The 22,072-nt window shown below is 52.9% G+C and carries 5 protein-coding genes; 2 read left to right on the top strand and 3 right to left on the bottom strand.

The annotated features are described in order from the left end of the window. Positions 1-278 precede the first annotated feature (278 nt). Positions 279-2,030: a GspE/PulE family protein gene (locus MK110_09770; GenBank protein ID MCH2211579.1), complete on the top strand. Its 1,752-nt coding sequence runs from the start codon at positions 279-281 to the stop codon at positions 2,028-2,030. Between the two features lie 142 nt (positions 2,031-2,172). Here MK110_09770 and MK110_09765 read toward each other — a convergent pair whose 3' ends face one another. From MK110_09765 to MK110_09755, 3 genes are all read right to left on the bottom strand, one after another. After that, on the bottom strand, positions 2,173-6,828 hold the full coding sequence (locus MK110_09765) for a tetratricopeptide repeat protein (GenBank protein MCH2211578.1): 4,656 nt from the start codon (positions 6,826-6,828) through the stop codon (positions 2,173-2,175). 142 nt (positions 6,829-6,970) lie between these two features. Next, a complete protein-coding gene (locus MK110_09760; protein MCH2211577.1) occupies positions 6,971-7,435 on the bottom strand; it encodes a hypothetical protein in 465 nt (154 codons plus the stop codon). A 123-nt stretch (positions 7,436-7,558) separates the two neighbouring features. After that, a complete protein-coding gene (locus tag MK110_09755) occupies positions 7,559-10,186 on the bottom strand; it encodes a hypothetical protein (GenBank protein MCH2211576.1) in 2,628 nt (875 codons plus the stop codon). A gap of 1,506 nt (positions 10,187-11,692) precedes the next feature. On the opposite strand from MK110_09755, the gene MK110_09750 reads away from it, so the two are divergent. Continuing rightward, positions 11,693-21,652, top strand: a complete 9,960-nt coding sequence (locus MK110_09750) for a hypothetical protein (protein MCH2211575.1) — start codon at positions 11,693-11,695, stop codon at positions 21,650-21,652. The last annotated feature ends 420 nt before the right edge of the window (positions 21,653-22,072 follow it).

Here is a 22,072-nt window from a genome sequence, read left to right as displayed (position 1 = left end):
TCATTACAACACAACCGGACGTCATGTGCAGAGCTCAGCCGCGATGCACATTGGCGACCATTGAGGTCTCCCGAAAAGAAATCGTCCACGCTTTGTATTCCGAGCTATGGTTCAAACAGCAATTCCGATCCACATCGGGGTGTCGGGGAGCAGGTTCAAACGACCAGATCTATGTGATTGAATCGTAAAACCGGCGCGGATGAACCATCCGGCACCGGTCAGGAGCCCCGGGATTGAGCCGGTAAAAGCTTACACTTTGTAATTGTGTGCCATTGCCAATGTATCTCCAAACACTCCCAAGGGATGACCTGTCAGTAATCGGTTTCCGTGACGAGGAAATTCGTTTCCTGGAATCACTGTCACCCGAAGAATGGCTGCAGAAAATAAGTGAGTGTCCCGGGTTGTCGGAACATAAGGTGCTTCAGGTAATCAGTCGCATCCTTGCTCTGCCTCTGTACGACCTGGATGCACTGGATATCGATATCGGTGTTATCGAAGCGATTCCCGTCAATATCCTGTTCCGTCGGCAGGTCGTGCCTGTTGCTGACGTTGACGGAGTGTTGACCGTTGCCGTTACCGATCCGTTTGACTGTGATCTGGTGGCCGATCTGGAACACGCTTCCGGTCAGGCAGTTACTTTAGCAATTGCCACGGGGCAGCAGATCCGTGATGTTCTTAAGGGGGCAATTGGACTCGCCGGCGGAGCATTAAATGATTTGATGGACAATTCGGAGTTCGATGAACGCTTCGCCGATACGGTGAGCAGCGATGATCTGGATGCGTCTGCGCTGGCCGAAGAGTCGTCTGTTGTTGCACTTGTCAATGAAATGCTGCAGGACGCCGCTTCTTCCGGAGCCAGTGATCTGCACATTGAACCCGCGGAACTTGGATTTGGGGTGCGTTATCGAATTGACGGGTTACTGCTGGACCAGACGATGCCCACTGATGTGATGCGACTGCAGCCGGCTATTGTCAGCAGATTGAAAATCATGGGAAGGTTAAACGTCGCGGAGAGACGACTGCCGCAGGATGGTCGTTTCAAATTCACCACACCGACAGAACATATCGACGTACGGCTGTCTACAATTCCCATGATGTACGGTGAAAGTGTTGTGTTGAGGCTGCTGCGTCAGGGACGCCAAAAGTGGGGCCTTGACCAGTTGCAGATTTCTGAATCACAGATTGGCCAGTGGCGCGATGTGGTTTCGCAGGCTCACGGAATTTTTTTGGTGACCGGTCCGACTGGAAGCGGAAAAACCACAACTCTTTATCATGTTCTGGCGGAACTGAGAGCAAACAAACCGGAAGCCAAGATTATCACGATCGAAGATCCTGTAGAATATTCACTGCCGGGTGTCCATCAGATACAGGTTAATGAGGCAACTGGACTCACCTTTGCAACAGGCCTGCGAAGCATTCTGAGACATGATCCTGATATCATTCTGCTGGGCGAAATTCGTGATCAGGTAACAGCGCGCCATGCAATTGAAGCGGCATTAACCGGTCATCTGGTTCTTGCTTCACTGCATACCAATAATGCGTCTGGTGCATTTACACGCCTGATCGATATGGGCGTAGAACCTTATTTGGTTTCAAGCACGGTCGTGGCTGCAGCCGCTCAGCGACTGGTTCGCACACTCTGTGTGTACTGCAGAAAACAAACTGCTGATGCGGCCCTGCCGAATCAAGCCGGAAATCAGTATGAGTCGGCAGGGTGCAATGAATGCAGAAACAAGGGATACACAGGTCGGATGCCAATTATGGAACTGCTGGTCGCTGATGACCCGATTCGCACGTTATGCAATCGGCGAGCGTCATCACATGAAATCGGCAGTCACGCACGTGCTGTTGGAATGCAGACATTATGGGATGTTGGACAGTCAGCAATTGCCAAAGGACATACGACTCAGGAAGAACTCTCGCGGGTTCTAGGGGGTGAAGGGCTGAGTACTGCTGGTATGAGTAAGGCGTCACCATTGACTGCAGGTTTTGAAACTGACTCACAACAACCTGCAGACCTCCCGTTATGACGGGTTCCGTTCATAATTTGAGAGCAGAAATCCCAGGTTGTGGTTTCGTGTATACCGTCGGGGGCTGACGGTTTCCTTACCAGTCACAGTGAGAACACCGGGAGATTTGAACTGCATTCCACAGCTCAGATTACGCCCTTTCTCAGGGCAAATACCAAATGAACGCACCCAATGCGCTGACGGCATCGTATTCACTGGAGTTAATACTGTCGAAGTTTAGGGACAGTGTGAGGTTGTTGGTGGCATCCCAGTCAAATGAGCCTCCGACAATACCGTACAGTACGCCCAGGTTATCCCACTGCGCCAGACACCGTACTGAATAACTGAGTTCGTTTTCACCCAAAGCCAGACGCGACAACAGGTGTCTCCAGCGCAGACCTCCTGTGAAATATGCAAAATCACTTGGGGCAAAATAAGGATGGATCGTACCTGCCAGATTGGTGAGTACCGGGTTTCGGACTGTCTCTTCGGAAAACTGTTCACCGTGAAATCTTAAAATTGCTGTCAGGCTGTGGGGAGCGCTGTAGAGGACGACTTCATTGTTGAGGTCAAATTCATACAGTAGATTGTCGTCAGAATAACCAATGACTCGGGAACGCCCTTGCAGCGTCCATCTGGAAGTTGCCTGCCAGCGGAATTCCGGGCCCGCACCATAGCGAAAGATGTCCTGACGAATTGATTCAGAGTTCTCTGCCACGTTTGCCAGGAACGTGGAAAACCCGGCATCAAAACCGTCCATGACTCGCTGAACAGCGCGTAATTGAAAAACGGGACGGCTTGAGAAGCCTGAATCATAGAATTCGGCGGCAAGATCAAAATCTACCGTTAAATTCTGGTTGGGTTCCAGATGCAGACCCATTTGCAAAGCATTTCCGAGAGTGTCTTTTATCAGAGCCGCGTTGGCGGTCCCCAGAGTGTTTTCAGCATTGTCCCGAGCTGCTCTGGCTGCGTTAACGTCATCGACTGCCTGTTGAAAAGCCGGAGTTCCCGGCACGAGGCCGATAAATGCCTGGTTAGCGGCTTCCACGTTTGCCTCTGCGCCGGCAAGTGCCTGAGTCGCATTGGCGACCAGCTGCAGGCCATCGTAGTCCGTAGGTGGTTTCAGCTGGATATGGCGATATCCGACTGACAGGATATTGTTTCCTGTGCCGATAGACCTCGAAAACGACGATCCAAAACGTAGACGCATGAGTTCTGAAAGCCCGTTCCTCCCGGACTGATCGAAGAACGTAAACTCGCCGTTCAGCGTGGGCTGCAGCTGCTTTTGGGTATATCGAATCGCTGACTGGACCTGTGGGTTTTCCGGATCCTGAATTAACAGGTCCAGTAGTGAAAATTCTGCCTGACGATACCGACCCATTCGCAGGTTTTGTTCTGCGAGTAAGAAAGCGACCATACTGTCCTGTGGGCGGATTTGTTGCAGCCGCCGCAGTGTGGCTGTCGCATTGTCAGGACGCCAGTCTGCCAGGAATCGGGCCTGCTTCTCCAGGCGAATGGCGAACAGCTCTTCAACAGCAAGTGAGCGATAGCCCAGCTCACTGCGAAGCAGTTCGGAATCTGACAGAAGAGCACGCTCAGCCGAGCTGGAAATCGGATTGCGCAGGGCCTGTTCGGCTTTGTCGTATTCCGGCATTGCTGCGACGGCACCCTTCCAGTCAGCAACCAGACGTGCGCGGTCCCGCAGGCCCGGCCGGTAATGGGTGGAATCGCTGATGAGCGAGTCAAGTAACATCAGCGCTGTTTCGAACTCACGCTGGCGCCATTTGACAATTGCCAGTCCGTGGCGACCGGGTACTGAAGTCGGCTGCATGGCAATAATGTCGTTAAAGACACCTTCTGCTGCCGGACCATCAGTCAGAATGAGAATCTGTCCCAATGCATCGAGTACACCCGGATCACCTGACTGTTCTGCTGCGATGCTAAGCAGTATTTGTTTGGCCAGCAGAAAATCATTCTGCCTTTGCGCAGCCCGTGTTAAATTAATTGAATACGGAACGTTATCAGTGATCCTGATGAGGAACTGCTGGGCGTCTGTCTGAGATCGACAGGTAACCAGGCATTGGTAGTACGCGTATCCGAATTCGGCCGGATATCGTGTAGGGTCATTGGGGAAATTCGTCAGCTCGAATTCAGTCAGGGCTCCAGGATAGTTGTGCTGATCTGCCTTGAAGTACGCCGAAAGGACCTGCAGCAGTTTTTTATGAAGTTGAAAATGGATGCTGTTGGGATCCTGTGCTGCCAGACGCATTTCAGCTTCCGTTGTGGATTTATTTTCCGTGTGTGCAACGGCCCACAGAGTCCATGCGTCAGCATTCAGTGGATCAGTCTCGAACAGTGACTCGGTGATTCCGATAGCGAGATCCGGTTTGCCGGCCGCGATATACATGCGAGCCATTGTGTTTTGCAGTCGTCGGTTCGCAGGGTGTTGTGACAGTCCGCCGGCCAGCGCTTCTTCAGCGAGGTCATAAGCCTGGAATCGGGAATACAGCTCAGCCCTCAACAGGCTGGCATCCACAGAGTTTTCGGCTTCCTTCGACAACTGTCCCAAAACTGTTTCGGCTTCAGCGTAAAGCCCAAGTTCCATTTGGATTTTGGCTCGGGCCATGAGCAGATCGTCATTTTTCCACTGGTCCGGCGCTGTAGAGATCCGTAGTTCGGCACCCCTGTAATCTCGACGGGCCAGACTGAGTGCGACGTCTAACTCGGTCAGGTCAGTGTTGTCAGAGCTATTTTCCCGGGCTTTGTTCAGCGAGAGTTCTGCCAGATCCAGCAGGTTTTTCTCGATCGCAAGTCGAATGAGTTGCCGTACCCTGGATGAAAAATCAGGATCATCACTGTCCATCGAACTCACAATACCAATGGCTTCCTGTTCCTCATTATTGGTTGCCAGGGATTCTGCCAGCAGGAAGCCGTATTCAGAATTGAGCGGAGAGTTCTCGTACAGTGTTCGTGCCTCGGTTATTGCTTCATTCATGCGTTGAAGCGTCACCAGGCTGCGAACAAATGAAGCACTACTGTAGTTTGGCTGTTCATTTGATTCATCCATTGACAGCTCGTCAAGTGCCGACATGGCGGACTGGATTCTTCCCGCAGCGACCAGCGACTGTACTCGCAGGGATCTCAGACGGATGTCGTCAGCACGGTGTTTGAGAGCATTGTCGATCACGACCAGTGACTGTTCATGCTGCCCCTGGTCCATATAAATTCTGGAAAGTAAGTGGGCGGCGTCGTAGTCCGACGGAGATCTGGCGATCAGATTTCGCAGGTGCGGTACTGCAGCCGCCGGTTCAATCCGGGCCAGCAGCAATGTACGTTCGCGAGCAGCTTCCGATGACAGAGGATTCAGTTCCAAACAGCGGTCGTACTGACTGAGTGCCTGATTCAGATGGCCCGTTGTGACATTGTTTCTGGCTGACCGAAGCAGGATGTCGAATTCCGTGATTGTTCTGTTTGCCGGGTTTTGCTGTGCCTCGGAGCTGCGCATCACGGGGCGTTTTGCTGATGCAGTACCATTCTGTGAAGTCTTAGGTGATTCACGCACTGACTGCGGTTTTATCAACTCGGCGGGAGTTGTGGGGTTATCAGGGAGTAGCAGTTCACGCTCAGAAGCCCCGGGTTTGTCCGCAGACCCTGCCGGTAACGCTGAGAGTGGTGGCAGGGGAGGATGAAGTGGTACAGGCACATTTGTTTCGCCTCGCGGGACCGCCGGACGAACCAGACGTGGCAGCTTCAGATGGTTTTGAGACAATCTCTGTCCATCGTTTGTTGCCTGTTTTAGTGATGCTGACCGGGCCTGGAACTGAGATTCCAGACTGTGAGTACGGATTGTTTGGGTGTCTGAAGTACCGGTACTCATGGGGACAGACAAGTTGTTCTGTTTGACTTCAGTGGCACTGCCAGTTCGGGTTTCAGAGGACCCAAATGATTTCCAGAGAGCATCGGGAATAGGATCGTTTGCTGATCCCGTTCCGTCATTTGTGGATAATACAAGTGTTCGGGTTTTCATTCCGGACGAAACCAACCGTTTATTGACGGCACTTTGAGAGGAGCCCTGTTGTGAGCCATCTTTAAGCACAGATTCATCGGAGCCTGACAGCACACTGGAAGCCAAATCAAATGAAATCGCGGGTTGCTCCGCATCCGGTGAAGTTGTATTGGAACCCGATTCAGCTGATACGGCAGGTGTGTTCGTCGACGGAGTATAAATGAACTCTTCGACGGTCTTGTTTCCTGCCAGATCTTTGATCTCATAAGTCAGGGTGGCCGAACATGCGATTCGCGGCAGGGGGACGTGGCAATGCCAGATCCCGGATTCCTGTTGCCGTACTAGTTGAGGCTGGCAGGGAATGTCAATCACACTGTTGGTATCGGCCAGTGTCATCCGAAGTTTTATCGATTCGAGATCAGGATTTGATTCTGCAATCAGGCACTCAAGTTGAGGGGAACGCCACGCCCCGTTGCGTATCGACAACGAAACGGCCGGGTGTCGGTTGTCAACAATGACCAACAGTTCTCCTGCCTGCGAATCCGGCTGCACCAGTGTTGAGGCGGGTGTTGAAGTGGTCACCGCAAAACGATACCTGCCATTTTGCGGAGCATCGATTTCGAATGCTCCGATCCGGGCAGGAATCGCCTGGACGAGTTTCCACTCGATGTTTTTGGACCCGCGTTGCCACAGGACTGCCTGGTGCCGGCCGGTCTGACCTGTGCTGACATTGAAAGGAATTGAAAAACTTGTTTCCTGCGTGTAACGAACCACCGGGTCAACTGCTTTAGTGACCGAGATCTCTGTCAGCATTATCAGTGCGCACAACACCACTGCGGACACACGGGCATTCGGACTGCAGTATGTCAAAGGTGAACTTAGTTGTGCGAAAAATACTGGCACAGGATTGTCAGATGTTGCAGTTGCATCGAAGGCAGCAGTCGTTCTGTGTCTTCTAGGGGATGCTGGTTGCCGGTGAGACGATTTTTGTTCCGTCTGTCGCTGTATATTCCACCACGATGCCGTACAGCCCGTCCGGCTGTGTTTCATGAGGAACAAACAGTTCGTAGACCTCGCCAAGAGCTGTTGAATTCTGTTTTTGTTTGAGTGCTTCAGGTGTGATGATGAATTTTCTTTTGAGTTGCCAGTTTTCCCCGTCGCGTTCGGAGATCAAAACCTGAACTCCCTGGTCAATTTGTTGGGACAGGTCACTGCCGGCACGAAAGAACATGATTTTTCCCAGGAAACCACGGGTCTGAAGACCGCTGGAATCCTGCTGACTCGTCATGTTCCAAAGCGGCAGAATGCGTCTGATGCGGACGTCTGTTGATGTCTTGTCATTGCTGCTGAAGATGTTCTTTGCTGAAAAGAAGCTTGTTGACCCGCACCCAAGCGAATGAATGATCAGCCACGTTCCCATCAAGGCATAACGGATAACGGCATGTATGCCGTTCCGGTTTCTTGTACGTGCTGGTGAGAAAAATCTGGTTAACACGGTGTTGTTCTAAAAGATGACTGATGTGGTTTGGGTATCACTGTCTGTTTATGGAGATTGAATCGGTAACGGGATTGAATGTTGAGACGGACGTGTGGACTCGACGGTCACCGCGGGTACAGGAGGAACCTGTAGTCCTGCTGAACCGGAAATGTGAGCTGGATGAGGAACTGCAGGTGAACTGAAGCCTCCATAGGGTTGATTCGATTCCACGGGTGTGACGGGTATTGCCGGCTGATGCCGGTTCAGGAACTCTTCCGCCATGAATGTTCTGGGTAATTGAGGTTTCTGTGCGGCCTGGTTCGAAGTCTGGAATGTTGGATTCAGACGAGGAACGTTCCAGTTGCCCATGGGTTTGAATTCGGGGGCAAGAGGTTGGGCGTCTTCGTACAGAATGTTTGTGTGGCCACCTGAAACCTCAGGTGTTTCCGGAGACAGATCGAGATCCGTAAGCTCGATTGAAGAACTGGTGAGTTCACGGTGCGAAATTCGAAATGATTCTGCGTCGTCGTGAACAATTTCCGGTGTGAGGAAAATCAGCAGCTCTTTACGTCTTTCTTCAAAGAACTCATAACGGAACAGCGGGCCCAGGATCGGCATGTCTCCCAGCACAGGGACTTTCCTTTTTGATTCAATTCTGCCCGATGTGATCATACCGCCCAGCACAATTGTCTGGCCTGTAGAAAGATTCACAGTGGCGATCGCTTCAGTCACGTCCTTAATAGGCGCTTCGATGACGTTGCCCGAACTGGCGTCAGTGAATATGGGTGTCCCGGAACCTGGTCCACTGCGGAACTCACTTTTTTCGGCCCGTACTTCCATGAAAATCAGACCTCGGTCTGAAATTTTTGGCGTGACCTCCAGGATAATGCCGGCCTTGTCCTGCCGGACAACAGGATTGGCACTTCCGTTTGGTGAAACACTCACACCGTCGACCACAGGAACCTGAGCTCCCATTTGAATCGAAGCGGGGCGATTGTGGACGGTGCGAATCGTCGGACGACTGAGTACATTGACTTTCCGGTTGGCTGCCAGTGCACGCAGAAGGATACTGAGTGATTCGTTTCCGGCAGACAGGACCAGACCACCGTGCCCCTCAAGCGGATTTGTTCGTCCCACACTCAGATTGGCCAGCGCCTGACCGGCAAGACGCCCGGGATTTTGGGCCGTGTTGTTTCCGGGCACCACTCCGTTGAAATTGAATCCCGGGTTCGTCACCTGAGAAATGATATTTTCCGTAGTGGTGATGATTCCTGTGCCCGGATCTGCTGTTGACTCCGTGATCGTCAGTACATCATCCACAATGCTTCGGCGGAACAGCAGACTATCCTGAATACCGACTTCCACTCCAAATTCGTCGGTGTCGGCGAGTTCCACTTCCACCAGCAGAGCCTGGATATGAACCTGCGCCGGCGAACGATCCAGATCCGCGATGACATTTCGGATTCGAGCCAGTTCGATAGGCCGGCCTTTAATGACCAGGGCATTGGTTTCCACCACAGATACAACCGGTGATGTGCGTCGCGGAGACACTGGCGACTGACCGGGTTTCACTACGGTCACGTTGCTGCCCATTGTCTGTTGCAAAGACTGAACAACATCTTCGGCTTTGATATTGCGGAGCTGGACAACTTCACTGGTGACTTCCGCACTTTCTTTGTTGGTCATCGTGGTGAATTTCAGTATCTCCTGCACTTTCTCCCTCAGATCGGTCACGACCAGTCGGTAAGCAGAAGTGAGCGGCACGATCTTGCCAAGCGGGCTGAGCAGGGGTTGCAGCTGCTGAGCCATCTCTACTACAGGCACTTCGTTCACTTTGACCTCAACCGAGACAAGTTCGAACCGACTACGTGTGTTCAGTTCCTCGACAGGCAGCGAATCGATCAAGTGCAGCGGGATATTGTCCGTGGCAACCAGCAGCATCAGACGGCCATGTCGCATCAGGACGAATCCGTCACGAATCAAAAAACCATTCAGAATGTCCAGTGCATCATTGACCGTATGCGGCTGGTCATCACGATATGTGAAGAGTGTTGAAGGCTGCGCTTTCATTTCCATCGCCATCCCGGCGCGCTCACAGAACTGACGCAGAACCAGATTCCAGGGTGCATTTTCGAAATTGAATACAATAGGCGTGTCGCCGTTTTCTTTGCCGGCCGCAGCGATTGGGATGATGTTTGACTGTACCGGAACCTGGTAAACGGCGGTGCGAAGAGCTTCGTTCACGTCTGTATGAGGTGGACCAATTTCATAGTCGAGATTAATGTTTGGCGGCGCCGGGGGTACTAAAGATTCTCTGACAGCCACAGGAGCGGGTGGTTCGTGCACTTTCTGTGGAGCATCCGAACCGACTGATGTGTGTATTGTTGCGTTAAGATGTCCGTCAACAGCAACAACGCGAGCGGGTGACTCCAATGCAACGACGGGAACCGGTTGTTCCGCTGCGACTGCAGAAGCGGGTGGCGTGAGGGCGACGACCGCTGTTTCTAAGTCAGTCTTCTTTTCAATCACTGGATTTGTGAACCGAATTTGAAATACCAAAACGGTAACGAATGCAATGGCTGCACCACACAAAGATCCCGCAATCAGGCCGTACCAGCCGCGCCATTTCCGCGGACGGCTGGTTGGCCTGCGCGATGTTTTCGATCGAGATTTTTTTTTGTTTTTAGAGGTCACGTAATGTTCATACCGTCTCGACGGCATGGAATGTTCACACCGCTGAGAACCGTTATCACAAATATTTTCCGGTGTTTAGGCTTCCATGTCCGCGGATCTACGGACTGTTCGTCGGTAACCATGTTTCTGCAGAACTGCTGTTTTTATGACTGACTGAGGTTGCACAGCAACACGATCCAACCAGCAAACGGCATTGAATTGACCTGGCGTTTCATGATGTGGCACATGGATCGGCGTCCATTGCCGCTGGTCCCGGGGGCGAAGCAAAGTTCACGCGAGCATCGGCAAAAATTTCCGATGTTCAGCCAATATTCTGTGATGAGATATGGATTGGAGAGTCAGGCGGATTGACGCAGGATTTTGCAGATGGGGACTCAAATAACTGTTTTTACAGAACTGACCTTTGCGCGTTTTACTGCGAAGTGAATATTTTGAGGTGCGTTCCTGGTTGTTCTGTGTCTTGCGCGATGGTTTTCGTTGAGGGGTTCCTGGGGTATTTGCAGGCACGACGTCTGTCGTGCTGAACAGGTGTCGGTGTAGCCGCTACGCTAATAATTTCTGCGGCATGTTACGTCTTTCAGCATTCACAGAATTTCGTGATGTCATGATTTGAGCTGGACGAGCTTCATGCGGGCGACATTAGTTTGTCGTTGGGTCGCACCGGTGAGGCTTTTATCTTTTTGTTTTGCCGGCTAGTGGTTATGTCTGCAGTGGATCGATGATTACCGCCGCCAACACGTTGACATTAGTCAGCGTTGGTTTGTTTCGCGGCCAGTTGCAGTAAATCGACAGGCTATTGCTAGGACGAGACGTCAGGACACAGTTGCGCTACGTATGTCCGCATCGCTTCAATGTTGTCCGGGTCGCCGGGCCGGTCAGCGAACTTCTTGAGGGGGGAGTGCACGCAGGTCCGCCTGTGTCCCTATTGAGCCGGGCACCCGACCTTTGTTCACAATTCCAAGACGGGTTGATCCCGTACATGTGGCTCTGGGGAATTACTGAAATCGCCCGACCGGGTTCGATCGTGGTGACAGTCCAAAAATCGGGGCTGTTGATGCGAAAACTGTTCGGATTCTGCAGGTGTCGAACAGTCTGGGTCGCTGTTTGCGCCGTGTTTGTGTGGTAGTCACAGGTCACTGCTGAAACAGGTCGACATCAGGACCGCACCTGGGCAAACACGGCCGATTGATCGTTGGTCCTATGCTGAACGGGCCGGTTGGAGGTCGCTGTGTAACGATTATGAGCATTACACCGCCTGCCAAGAAAGAGTCATCTGAATCGTCTCCGCAACGTGAAGACTTTCTGTCTTTTGCCTGACTCTGAATACATGGTCCATGTATGTGCAACTGCGCAAAGTTTTGCGCGTTGTAGAAGTCTAAGGACTGCACAGAGTAAACAGATATCGCCCTCTCACTGAGACATAACTCAGGAAATGAAAATAAGTCGCAACTGAACTGGTGAAGCATCAGGCGACGGAACACACATTATTTCTCCGGGAGTAAACAAGTGGCCAAGTCCAATCGACGAGGATATTTCTTTCCTCTCACAGCATTAACAGCATCAGTGTTAACACTAATGCTGGTACTTCGTATGCCGCCAACTGTGGTGGGGCAGGAAATCAACGAAGTGCAGCAGGAATTCCAGTTGTTGTTGGAGATTCAGGAACTGGAACGACAGGACACGCAGGCACGTCATCAGAGGGAACGCGATGAAATCATTGATCAGATTAACGCGGCATCTTCTGCACAGCCGGTGGATCAGGAACTAATTCAAGAGCTGCAGGAACAGCTTAATGAGCTGAATGCAGATCACCAAAAGCAAAACCGTGATCTGCAGGAAGCTCAGCAGGCTGCTCTGCAGGACGGACAACTGGAAGTGGAACGAGCTAACGGACAGCCCATCGCAGCTGAACCCGACGCTGACTTCGCCAGTTTGATTGAACCTGTCGTTGGATTCACACAGACTGATGAAAACGGGATTGCTGTGGGCGGTGAATCCCTCATTGCCTTCTTCGGTGACAAGATGGATGTCGATGTCGTCACCGGCGGATTTGAAGATAATTCTTCCATTACCGCCATTGTGGTACGCAACACCATCACCGGGGAAATCTATCTGCACCTCAATCCTGGTGAACTGCTGGCTCCACCAATCGTTGAGCCGCATATTGAACCTGAAATTCCCGAAGTGGAAGTCGGACCACCGGCTCCGACGCCGGAACTGGGACTGCATATCAGCAACGTTCAGGCTCCGGCCGGGCTCCAGGAAGCTCTGCAAGCCGGTGAAGCTGAAATTGCTATCAGTGTCAACGGTGACCTTGCGCTCATCGGTAAATTCATTACCGGTATGGCCGCTGAAGCACTCGAATATCTGCTCGATCCGGCGTTTCTCCCTTCACCGCTGGTCAAAGACCGCGACTTCAAAACTCTTGGTACACTCGATCAACTTGTGATCGCCGACAATACCGCTTTGGTTCAACTTGGAAAAGCACTGTTCTGGGATGTTCAGGTCGGTGGTGACAACAAAGTGGCCTGTGCCACCTGTCATAACTTCGCCGGAGCTGACTGGAGAACCAAAAATCAGCTGTTCGATTACAATACCGACGAAGGAAACGGAATCATCGGAAACCGTGAACTGACAGCTGGTGATTTCCCGCTGGGTTCGGGATCCGTTGCCGGTTCACAGGGAGTCCTTAACAAATCATTCGTCGGAGTTAATCCGCCGTATGAGGACTACAGCAATGATATGCCGGGTGAGCTTCGTCAGGTTACCGGTCGAAACACACCGACCGTCATCAATGCTGCGTTCCAGACATTCCAGTTCTGGGATGGTCGGGCTCATCGCTTCTTCAACGGGGAAAACCCACTGGGACCTGGTGACAAAACCGCAGGTGTTTACGTGAATACAGGCGATGACTGCCACAAAAATACCAATCTCCTGATCGATTTCTCCTCTCTGGCTTCACAGGCCGTGGGACCACCGAATAACAGCACGGAAATGTCACATGGCCCTCTGGATGGAAGCCGATCATGGCCGGAACTCGCTCAGAAAATGCTGAACGGGAATGTTAAACCACTGCAACTGCAGACCATTCATGCCGAAGACAGTGTGCTGAAACACATTCTTGATGACAACGGCGCCATTGATCTGTCGTATGCCGACCTCATTCGAGCAGCATTCCAGGCACACTACTGGGACAGTGATAAGATTATCAATATCGATCGTAACTTTGTCTCTACAGACGCCAGTGCTGTTGAAGTCGGCGAAGCACGAGTAGAAAACGCCGATCCAACCACTGAAGACATCATTGAATGTACCCAGATGGAAGCGAACTTTGCTTTCTTCTTTGGTATTGCTATTCAGGCTTATGAACGGACACTGATCGCCGATCAGACCCCGTTTGACAAGTTCGCTCGCGGCGAAATTGATCTGACCGAACAGGAAAAAGAAGGTTTCAACCGTTTTCTGAGCGGTGGCACACGCTGTAACGGCTGTCACGACGGTCCCATGTTCAGTACGGCTTCCTTTGAATTTCAGCTGGTGGCACCGATTGAAGCTATGCGGCTGAACAATGCCGACGGACCGGGTATGTACGATGCCGGTTTCTACAACATTGGTGTGTCTGATACAGATGAAGACGTCGGACGGGGGCGTCTGGACCTGCCTTTTGGTCCGATCTCACTGGCCATGCAGTCCAACAGAGGTGATGTTTCTCAATGGCCTAACCTGCCGTCGCTGATTGCTGCGGACGCAGAAGCTCAGGTCGACGGTCACTTCAAAGTTTCGTCACTGCGTACTGTAGAACTCACTGCACCTTACTTCCACAACGGTCGTTACCTGACCCTGGAACAGGTCGTGGAGTTCTATGCTCGTGGTGGAGATCATTCTGATAACCGACACCTCGATCCGGATATCCGACGTATTGGTCAGCTGGACGGCAAGTCTGAAAAAATTACTGCGATGGCTGCCTGGATGCGAACACTGACCGACGATCGCGTTCGCTATCGTCAAGCCCCGTTCGATCACCCGTCGATTGATATTCCCAACGGATGTGAACACGTTGACGGCGTTGAAGTGGACATCATGATCACGATGGACGCCACCGGTGCTGACGGTGTTATGCAAGCCTTTCCCAGCTTTAGTGATCGTCTGGGGATCACGGTTCCGGAATTCCTTGAAATCGACGAAATTGCTGCTGCAGAACGTGGCGTCAGAGTCGCTGAAGCCGAACTGGCTGAAGCTGAAGCAAGCGGCGTTGAAGCGGAAATTATCGAAGCTCAGGCTGATCTCGCAGAAGCTCAGGCTGAACTTGCCGAAGCAATCGCTGAAGAAGCAGCAGAAGGACCGCTCTATACTGTTGACGACTTCGATACTATCGAAGCACTCAGTGCAGAAATGAACCGTTCACAGGAAGCCTTCAACGCACAAATTGCGGCGATTGATCGCGGAAATCTGTCACCTGAAGCAATCAATGCTGCCATTCAGGAGATCGAAGGTCGCCGTCAGGCAACTATTGAAACACTAAATGCACTCATACAGCCGGTTTTGGCAAAACAATTTGGTCCGGTTGTAGAAGAAGAACCAGTGAATGAGGCACTTCAGGCAGCTGAAGCCGGTGTGGCTCAGGCTGAGACAGACGTTCTTCTTGCTCAAACAGAACTCGTTCTGTCTCAGGAAGATGTCGTCACTGCTCAGGATGAAATTGACGCGGCTATGGCCGAGCTTGCGGAATCGCAACTCGAACTTCAAACAGCTGACGACGATGACGATAAGGCGGAAGCTGAAGCGAACATCACTGAAGCGACAACCGACCTCGAAGCTGCAGAAGCGGACCTTCAGGCAGCGCACGACGCGGTCGCAGCAGCTGAGGACGGACTTGAAGCCGCTCGGAGAGGACTCCAGGATGCTCATGAATTACTGGCAGATGAAATCGAAACTGCTGCTCAGGCAGCAGCCGAAGCAGCTGAAGCAGCAGCTGAAGCAGCAGCAGAAACAGCCGCGGAAGATCCTGCTGCCGGAGTCGCTGAAGAAGCTGTCGTTGAAGTTGTCATCAGTGAAGAAGCCACGAAGGCTATCGCTGACGCTGAGAAGGCTGCTGTCGACGCTGCTGACGATGCTGCCAAGGCTGCTGAAGATGCAGCTGAAGCAGCGTTACTGGCTCAGGAAGCGATCGGCACCGATGATGAGGCAGCCGCCGCAGCGGACGCAGCCGAAGCTGCCGCAGCAGCTGAAGAGGCGGCTCTTGCCGCTCAGGCCGCTGTGGTAGAGGCTGCCGTTGTCAGAGCTGCCAATGACGGTGTCATTACAGCGGCGGACTTCGCCACTGTTGCTGATCTGAACGCTGCGATTCAAGGTTCTCAGAATGCCTTCGATGCAGAGATTGCTGCGATTGATCGCGAGAATCTGTCACCGGAGGAAATCAACGCCGCTATTCAGGAGATCAACATTCGCCGCCAGGCCAGTGTCGAACATCTGACAGGCTTGATTCAGGAAGTTATTGCAAACGAGCAAGCAGCTCCCGCGCCTGCAGCCGACGGAGCTGAAGACGAAGCTGATGAAGCTGATGAAGCTGAAGACGAAGCCGACGAAGCCGACGAAGCCGACGAAGCTGATGAAGCTGAAGAAGGGGCCGACGAAGCTGATGAAGCTGATGAAGCTGAAGAAGGGGCCGATGAAGCTGAAGACGAAGCCGACGAAGCTGATGAAGCTGAAGAAGGGGCCGACGAAGCTGAAGACGAAGCCGACGAAGCTGATGAAGCTGAAGACGAAGCTCCAGTTGTTCCAGTCATTACTAATCCAATCACGTCAAGTGACGTCAATGCTGAGATCGTTCGATCGCAGAATGCATTCAACACGGAAGTTGCTGCTGTTCAAAGTGCTGGTCTCTCACCACAACAGATCAACAGTGCACTTCAGGACATTAATGTCCGCCGCAATGCCCGCATTCAACAGTTGAACGGCATCATGCAGCAGGTGAATCAGGGGCTGGTCATCAGCTACATTCCGGCTGCAGGACAACCGGTTCCTGTACGTACTCCAGTACCGACTGCTGTACCGGTTCCGGAACCTGCACCTGAGACTGTGGTCTTCAGTATCAGTGGTACCGCTGGCCCGGGGGAAAGTATTCGGGTAACGAATGATGAAGATGAAACTGTGGCCGAAGGTGTCGCAGACGCCAACGGATACTTCCTTATCACTCAGCGGTTCGCCGAGGACGATGAGTTGTATCCTGAACAAGGTGATGTTCTGACCGTAACCACCTCTGGTGGAAATTCTCTCACATTCACGTTTGGAGACGACACCCTGGGTTCTGATGGTGCTTTGAGCATCACGGAAGTTGGTACGGCTCTGATTTCGGCACAACTGGCTGCCGGTATCGGTGTTACTGCAACAAACTTCACGGTTGATGAAGTCGCTTTCCGTGAAGGAAATCGCTGGGTGATTGAAGGGAATCTTACCGATGACCAGGGTAATGCCGACAAGGGTGCTCAAGTCATCGCGTTTCTCATGAAAGCTGATGGCAGTCGAATCGAAATTGGTTCGGCCGTCGTCGATACCTTTCCTGCTCCAGGTGGTTTTGGAATCAATGTTCGACCGCCGACAGAAGAATCGGATCTTGTTGACGAGGTCAACGACACCGTTGAAATTGTGGCGATCTCCAGTGATGGAGATACTACGTTCACTGTGGTGTCCGTCATCAACCCTGAGCCCCCCGCAGTAGTACATGTAGGTTCTCAGGTTGTGATCGAAGAACTGGAAGTCGTTGCAGACGACAGACTGATTGTTTCTGGGTTTGCCTCACTGGATGATGCTGCTGCCGAGGGTAGTGCAGTAATCACCACAGCTGACCGCCAACTGAACCAGGTGGTTGCACTTGAGGATGGACTGTTTGAGTTGTTGATCCGACCAATCGTTGGAACGGCAGGTCTTACACAGGATGAAGTCGTGACTGTCAGTGTCTTAGGATCCGGATCCGATACCGCCACGGTTGACTTTACTGAACCTGAACCTCCGGCTGGATTTGTGGAAGCTGTGGTCATTGAGCCACTGTTAGCCACGATCCGTAACACGATTGCCAGTGGCAGCGTGGCTGCAGCTGGCGGATCAGCTGCTATACCGGCGGAAGATCTGCACGTAGCTGTTGCTGCAGCTCAGATCGCTGCTGCCAACGGTGGTGCTAACGCCGGCCAGGTTCTGTCAACCACAGTGGGTGAAGCCCTGGGTGATCCCACCCGGCTGTTCTTCTTCCACGAAGGACAGGTTACGCATGCTGACGAAAATGGCGTCACTATCATGAACCTGCTGACTATCGATTTGAGCAATGAAAAGCAGCATATCGAAGGTACGCACGGTGCTGGTGTGAAGTCTGACGCTCGTGTTGATGCAGAAGCCGCCTTTGATGCGGGTTTGATCACGCTGACAGAACTCGAAGCAGTACCGGAATTGATTCCTGAAGAGGGGCGTGAACTGTCCTGGGCGGAACTTGGTCGCGTTTTTGCAGCGGCCGGCACCACCTATCAGGAGCAATTGGCTCGCCAGAGTGAAGATGATCCTGACGGTGGTCGGCTGATCGGCTACATCATCAAAGGTACGGCCATGCTGGGTAACGATAACAACATCGTCCCCGCTACCATCAGCGGTCTCATCGGTCCTGATGAACCGTGGGTGGAATGGTTGATCGAACCTCGTGAAAACGTCTTGCAGGGTGTGATCGAACTCGATGACGACAACGATCTGTCGATGGCCGGTGTCAAACTTGTCGAGTCAACATTGCCCGGGATGCCTGTGGTGACTCAGGCAGAACTGGAAGCTGCTGTCGGTCGCACAGGAACGATTGTGGGGCACTATACTCCACAGGTGCCAACGTCGACTCCTGGTACCTTTGCCTGTCGTGAAATGGAACTGGATCCAGGTGCCGAAGGTGAGGACTTCCTGGGTAACGTTATCCTGTCTTACGAAGGTCCAATCACCGAGATCCTGGATACCACGGCCGAGGTTGATGGAGTTCTGTGCACCCAGATCAGGGTGATGAACGCCCTGATCCACGTTCCGAATGATATGGCCGTCCCTGGTATCTCGGCAAATCGTGCGGGTGGAGAATTCACCGGTGCAGATTTTCCGGAACTGGGATCACGTGTGGTTCCTGTTAACAATCTGGGTGAAGAGACCTATGTGGACACCGTCGGTTCTACATTCGCTGGCCTGGCTATTCGCGGTTCGGGTGGCGAGATCATCATGACCAGCATGAGGTTCGTGGAAGTGGCCGAAAATGTAATGGGATCCAACGTCACATGGGATATCAGCACGGACGGCGGTCCAACCGGAGATGGAAACGCAACTGCGAATAACATTTTGCCAACGAACGGCAGCCCGGCCAACAATCAGGCTGTCCTCGATTCAGTGAGTTTCAATGGTGTCGCAGTGACTGGTCCTGCAGAACAGGTCATCAGTCGGGACATTTACTTCAATGGTGGTTTCATGGATGTGGGGGGTGAAGAGATCACCATTTCCTCACGTCCAACCGACACCGGCAATATGAATGTAAATCATCCGTCTGCTCTGAACGTGTTGCTGTTGGGACATTACGCTCACCCCATTGTGGGTGGCGACGGGAAGTTCCATATCACCGAAGGTGAAACGGAATACATGCCGGCCGGTACCAACCGTATCATCCGTGCTCGCGGACGTCAGGACGCCGTTTCGGCCCGCATCGACATCCGTGGTCAGGTGAAACCGGATATTGCCAGCGGTAACGAAGACGATGGATCGGCTGTTTATAATCCCATTCCGAGTTTCGTGACTCTTGAGCTGGATGATCTGGGACGTTATCAGGTCCCGGTTACTCCTAATACTGGTCTCGGTGGTCTTGGTGCAGGTGGTGCCGATCAGGGTGGCTTGCTTCGAGGTGACCTCGGTGGTGGCTTTGGTGACATCGGAACCTACCGGTTCACGCTACTGTTTGAATTAGGTGATGTGGCTCCTAATATTGGATCCGACACCGGTGATCCGAGGGTGGTCAGAGTGGCTCGTGGTATTACCATTCCAGCTGAGATGACAGCCAGTGCCATTGGTGTCGACCGCCACGTAGCGGAAATCGATACTCGAGTCGATCTGGCTCCCGTTATTGACGTCCCACTGGATGTGGACTTTGCGACGGGGTTACTGAACGATGCTCTGCAAGCTGAAGATCAGGCTCGGATTGCCCTGGAACTCGCAAACAGTTCACTGACAAATGCTCAGCAGGCTGTTGTGGATGCTGATGCTCTTGGTGTTGGTCTCGAACTGGCTCTGCAGACTCTGAACTCCGCACGAGGTGCTCAGACTGCAGCTCAGGCTACTTTCGATGCCGCTGTCGCTGAAACCGAAGCTGCTCGAGAAGACCTGGCGGGTGCCCTCGCGGCCGAAGCCGGTATTCCTGAGTTGCCGGAAGCTGAAGAAGCTGCTGCCGAAGCTGCTGAAGAAGCCGCTGAAGTTGCTGTTGAAACGGCTGCCGAAAATACAGAAGCTGCGGCCGAAGCCGCCGTGGTTACTGCAGAAGCGAATCTGGCTAATGCTGAACTCGGTGGTAACGCAGTAGACATTGCCAATGCAGAGCTTGCTGTTGCTGATGCTGAAGTTGCCGCTGCAACCGTGGCACAGGCCAATGCACAGGCAGCGTTTGTAGCGGCTCGACGGGCACGGAATGATGCCCGCTCATTTGCTGTAGTCATTGCTCCTGCCGGGGGGACTCCTGCGGCTGAAGCTCAGGCCGAAGCCGATGAAGCTCAGGAAGAGTTTGTCGCAGCACGCCAGGAACGTAATGCGGCAAACCGAGAGCTGACTGCTGCTCAGGAAGCTGCCGACGCTGCAGGTGCGGTCGTGGAAGCCACACCGGCGGCCGTCTTAGCTGAAGCTAACGCTGCCGCTGCCGAACAGGCAGCTGCGGAAGCCGAAGCGGCTCTGGCCGCTGCCGAACTTGGTGGCGACCCCGTTGCGATTGCCAACGCCGAAGCTAATGCAGCCGATGCTGAACTGGATGCTGCTGCAGCTGCCCTTGAGGCTGCTCAGGCAGAACTGACCGTGGCCAATGCCTCAGGCGACGCGGCTGCCATCATTGAAGCCAACGCTGCTGTTACGGAAGCCCAGGCTGAAGTTGATGCTGCCGGACCTGAAGCTGCCAGTGCAGCAGCAGCGGCCGAAGCCACACCGGAAGCCGCCGCTGCTGAAGCCAACGCTGCCGCTGCCGAACAGGCAGCTGCCCAGGCCGAAGCGGCCCTTGCCGCTGCCGAACTTGGTGGTGACGCAGTTGCGATTGCCAATGCCGAATCTGCTGCTGCCAATGCAGAGCTGGAAGCAGCTAATGCTGCCCTTGCAGCTGCTGAATCAGAACTGGATTTGGCCACTGCCTCAGGCGATGCGGCTGCCATCAATGAAGCCAATGCTGCTGTTACGGAAGCCCAGGCTGAAGTTGATGCTGCTGGTCCTGAAGCAGCTGTCGCCCAGGCTGTGGCTGAGTCCACACCGGCTGCCGCCGCTGCTGAAGCCAACGCTGCCGCTGCCGAACAGGTTGTGAGCGATGCCGAAGCTGCTTTGGCTCAGGTCGAGCTGAACGGTGACGATGAAGCGATCGAGGCAGCCGAAGCCAACGTTGCTGTAGCGGAATTGGTGGCTGCTAATGCTGCTCTTGAGGCTGCTCAGCAAGAACTGGCAATTGCCGTACTGGTTGGTGAGCAGGATGAGATCGATGCTGCTGAGGCTGAAGTCGATGCTGCTGAGGCTGAAGTCGATGCCTTGACGCCTGATCTCAGCGATGCGCGACGAGCTCTCGAAGCTGCTCAGCTATTATTGGCTGCGGCCGAACGCGATGGTGATTCTGAAGCGATCGCTTTGGCTCAGGAAGAAATCGATATCCGGGCTGCTGAAGTTGTTATGGCTTTAGCGAAAATCAGCGGTGACGCTGAAGCTGTCGCTGCTGCTCAACTTAACCTTGCTCAAGTTCATGTGACTGTGTCTCAGGCATCACTGAACAGGGCAAGCGAGCAAAACGACCAGTTCAAGGCGATGAGAGCTCTGTTGCGAGTTGGTGCTGCGAAGATTCAATTAAATAATCTGACTCCGGCCACTGTTAGCGATGAAGTTGCTGCCGCGCAGGCTAAGGTTGATGCTGCCCAACAGTCGTTGGTGGCTGCTGAATCTGCCTTGGCTGAATTGCTAAACCACGGAAGCGTTGATGAAATCGCTGTTGCGGAATTCAACCTTGCTAAGTGCCGTGTGGATGTCGCTCAGACAACGCTGGTTGTGTGCGCCGCAACAGGGGATCAAGGTATCGCCATGGATGCTGTGAACAGACTCAATTTGGCTCAGATTAATGCCAATGCCGCTCAGGCTAAGATCGAAGGCGTGACGGTCGATAAGTCTGCCGACACTATTGCCGGGTCTGATGGCGAAGCCAGCCTGCACTCGTTGATGCGGCTGGTCCTGGTGGCTTGATTCGAGCAACATTGGTGTCTCCTGAAATATTTATGGAGGCACCATATCACAACCTTAAGAGGCCCGTGCAGAACAGCACGGGCCTCTTAAGGTTGTATGGCCTCAATAAACGAAACTCAAAAAGGCTCAAACCTTTCACAGAGTATTACCACCAGAATCCATTGTTGCCGTTTCACGCATGATGCGATTTGTTGTTGGCGTTCGATACGCGGAGGACTCCTTCAGATACAGAGTGAGTTGTTGCTGCGGACATCCGAAGATTCAGCTGGAATGATGCGACCCTGTTATTAATATGTTCAGCCACGATCCCAGTTGGTGTCCGGTTGAATCCACCGTGAAAAAGCAGCCGAACAGTTCATACAGCCTCAGGGGTTTTAGAAAAACCTTGCTATGTGTTTGACGCACCAAAAAACAATCAGC

The sequence above is a fragment of the Fuerstiella sp. genome, from assembly GCA_022447225.1.
Classification (GTDB): Bacteria; Planctomycetota; Planctomycetia; order Planctomycetales; family Planctomycetaceae; genus S139-18.
Note: the sequence above shows the minus strand (reverse complement) of the source record. Positions and strands in the feature narration are given on the sequence as shown.

Excerpts from the sequence above, each read along its gene's own strand:
- MK110_09770 (MCH2211579.1), top strand. The coding sequence starts at position 279 with ATGTATCTCCAAACACTCCCAAGGGATGACCTGTCAGTAATCGGTTTC.
- MK110_09765 (MCH2211578.1), bottom strand. The coding sequence starts at position 6,828 with ATGCTGACAGAGATCTCGGTCACTAAAGCAGTTGACCCGGTGGTTCGT.
- MK110_09760 (MCH2211577.1), bottom strand. The coding sequence starts at position 7,435 with ATGGGAACGTGGCTGATCATTCATTCGCTTGGGTGCGGGTCAACAAGC.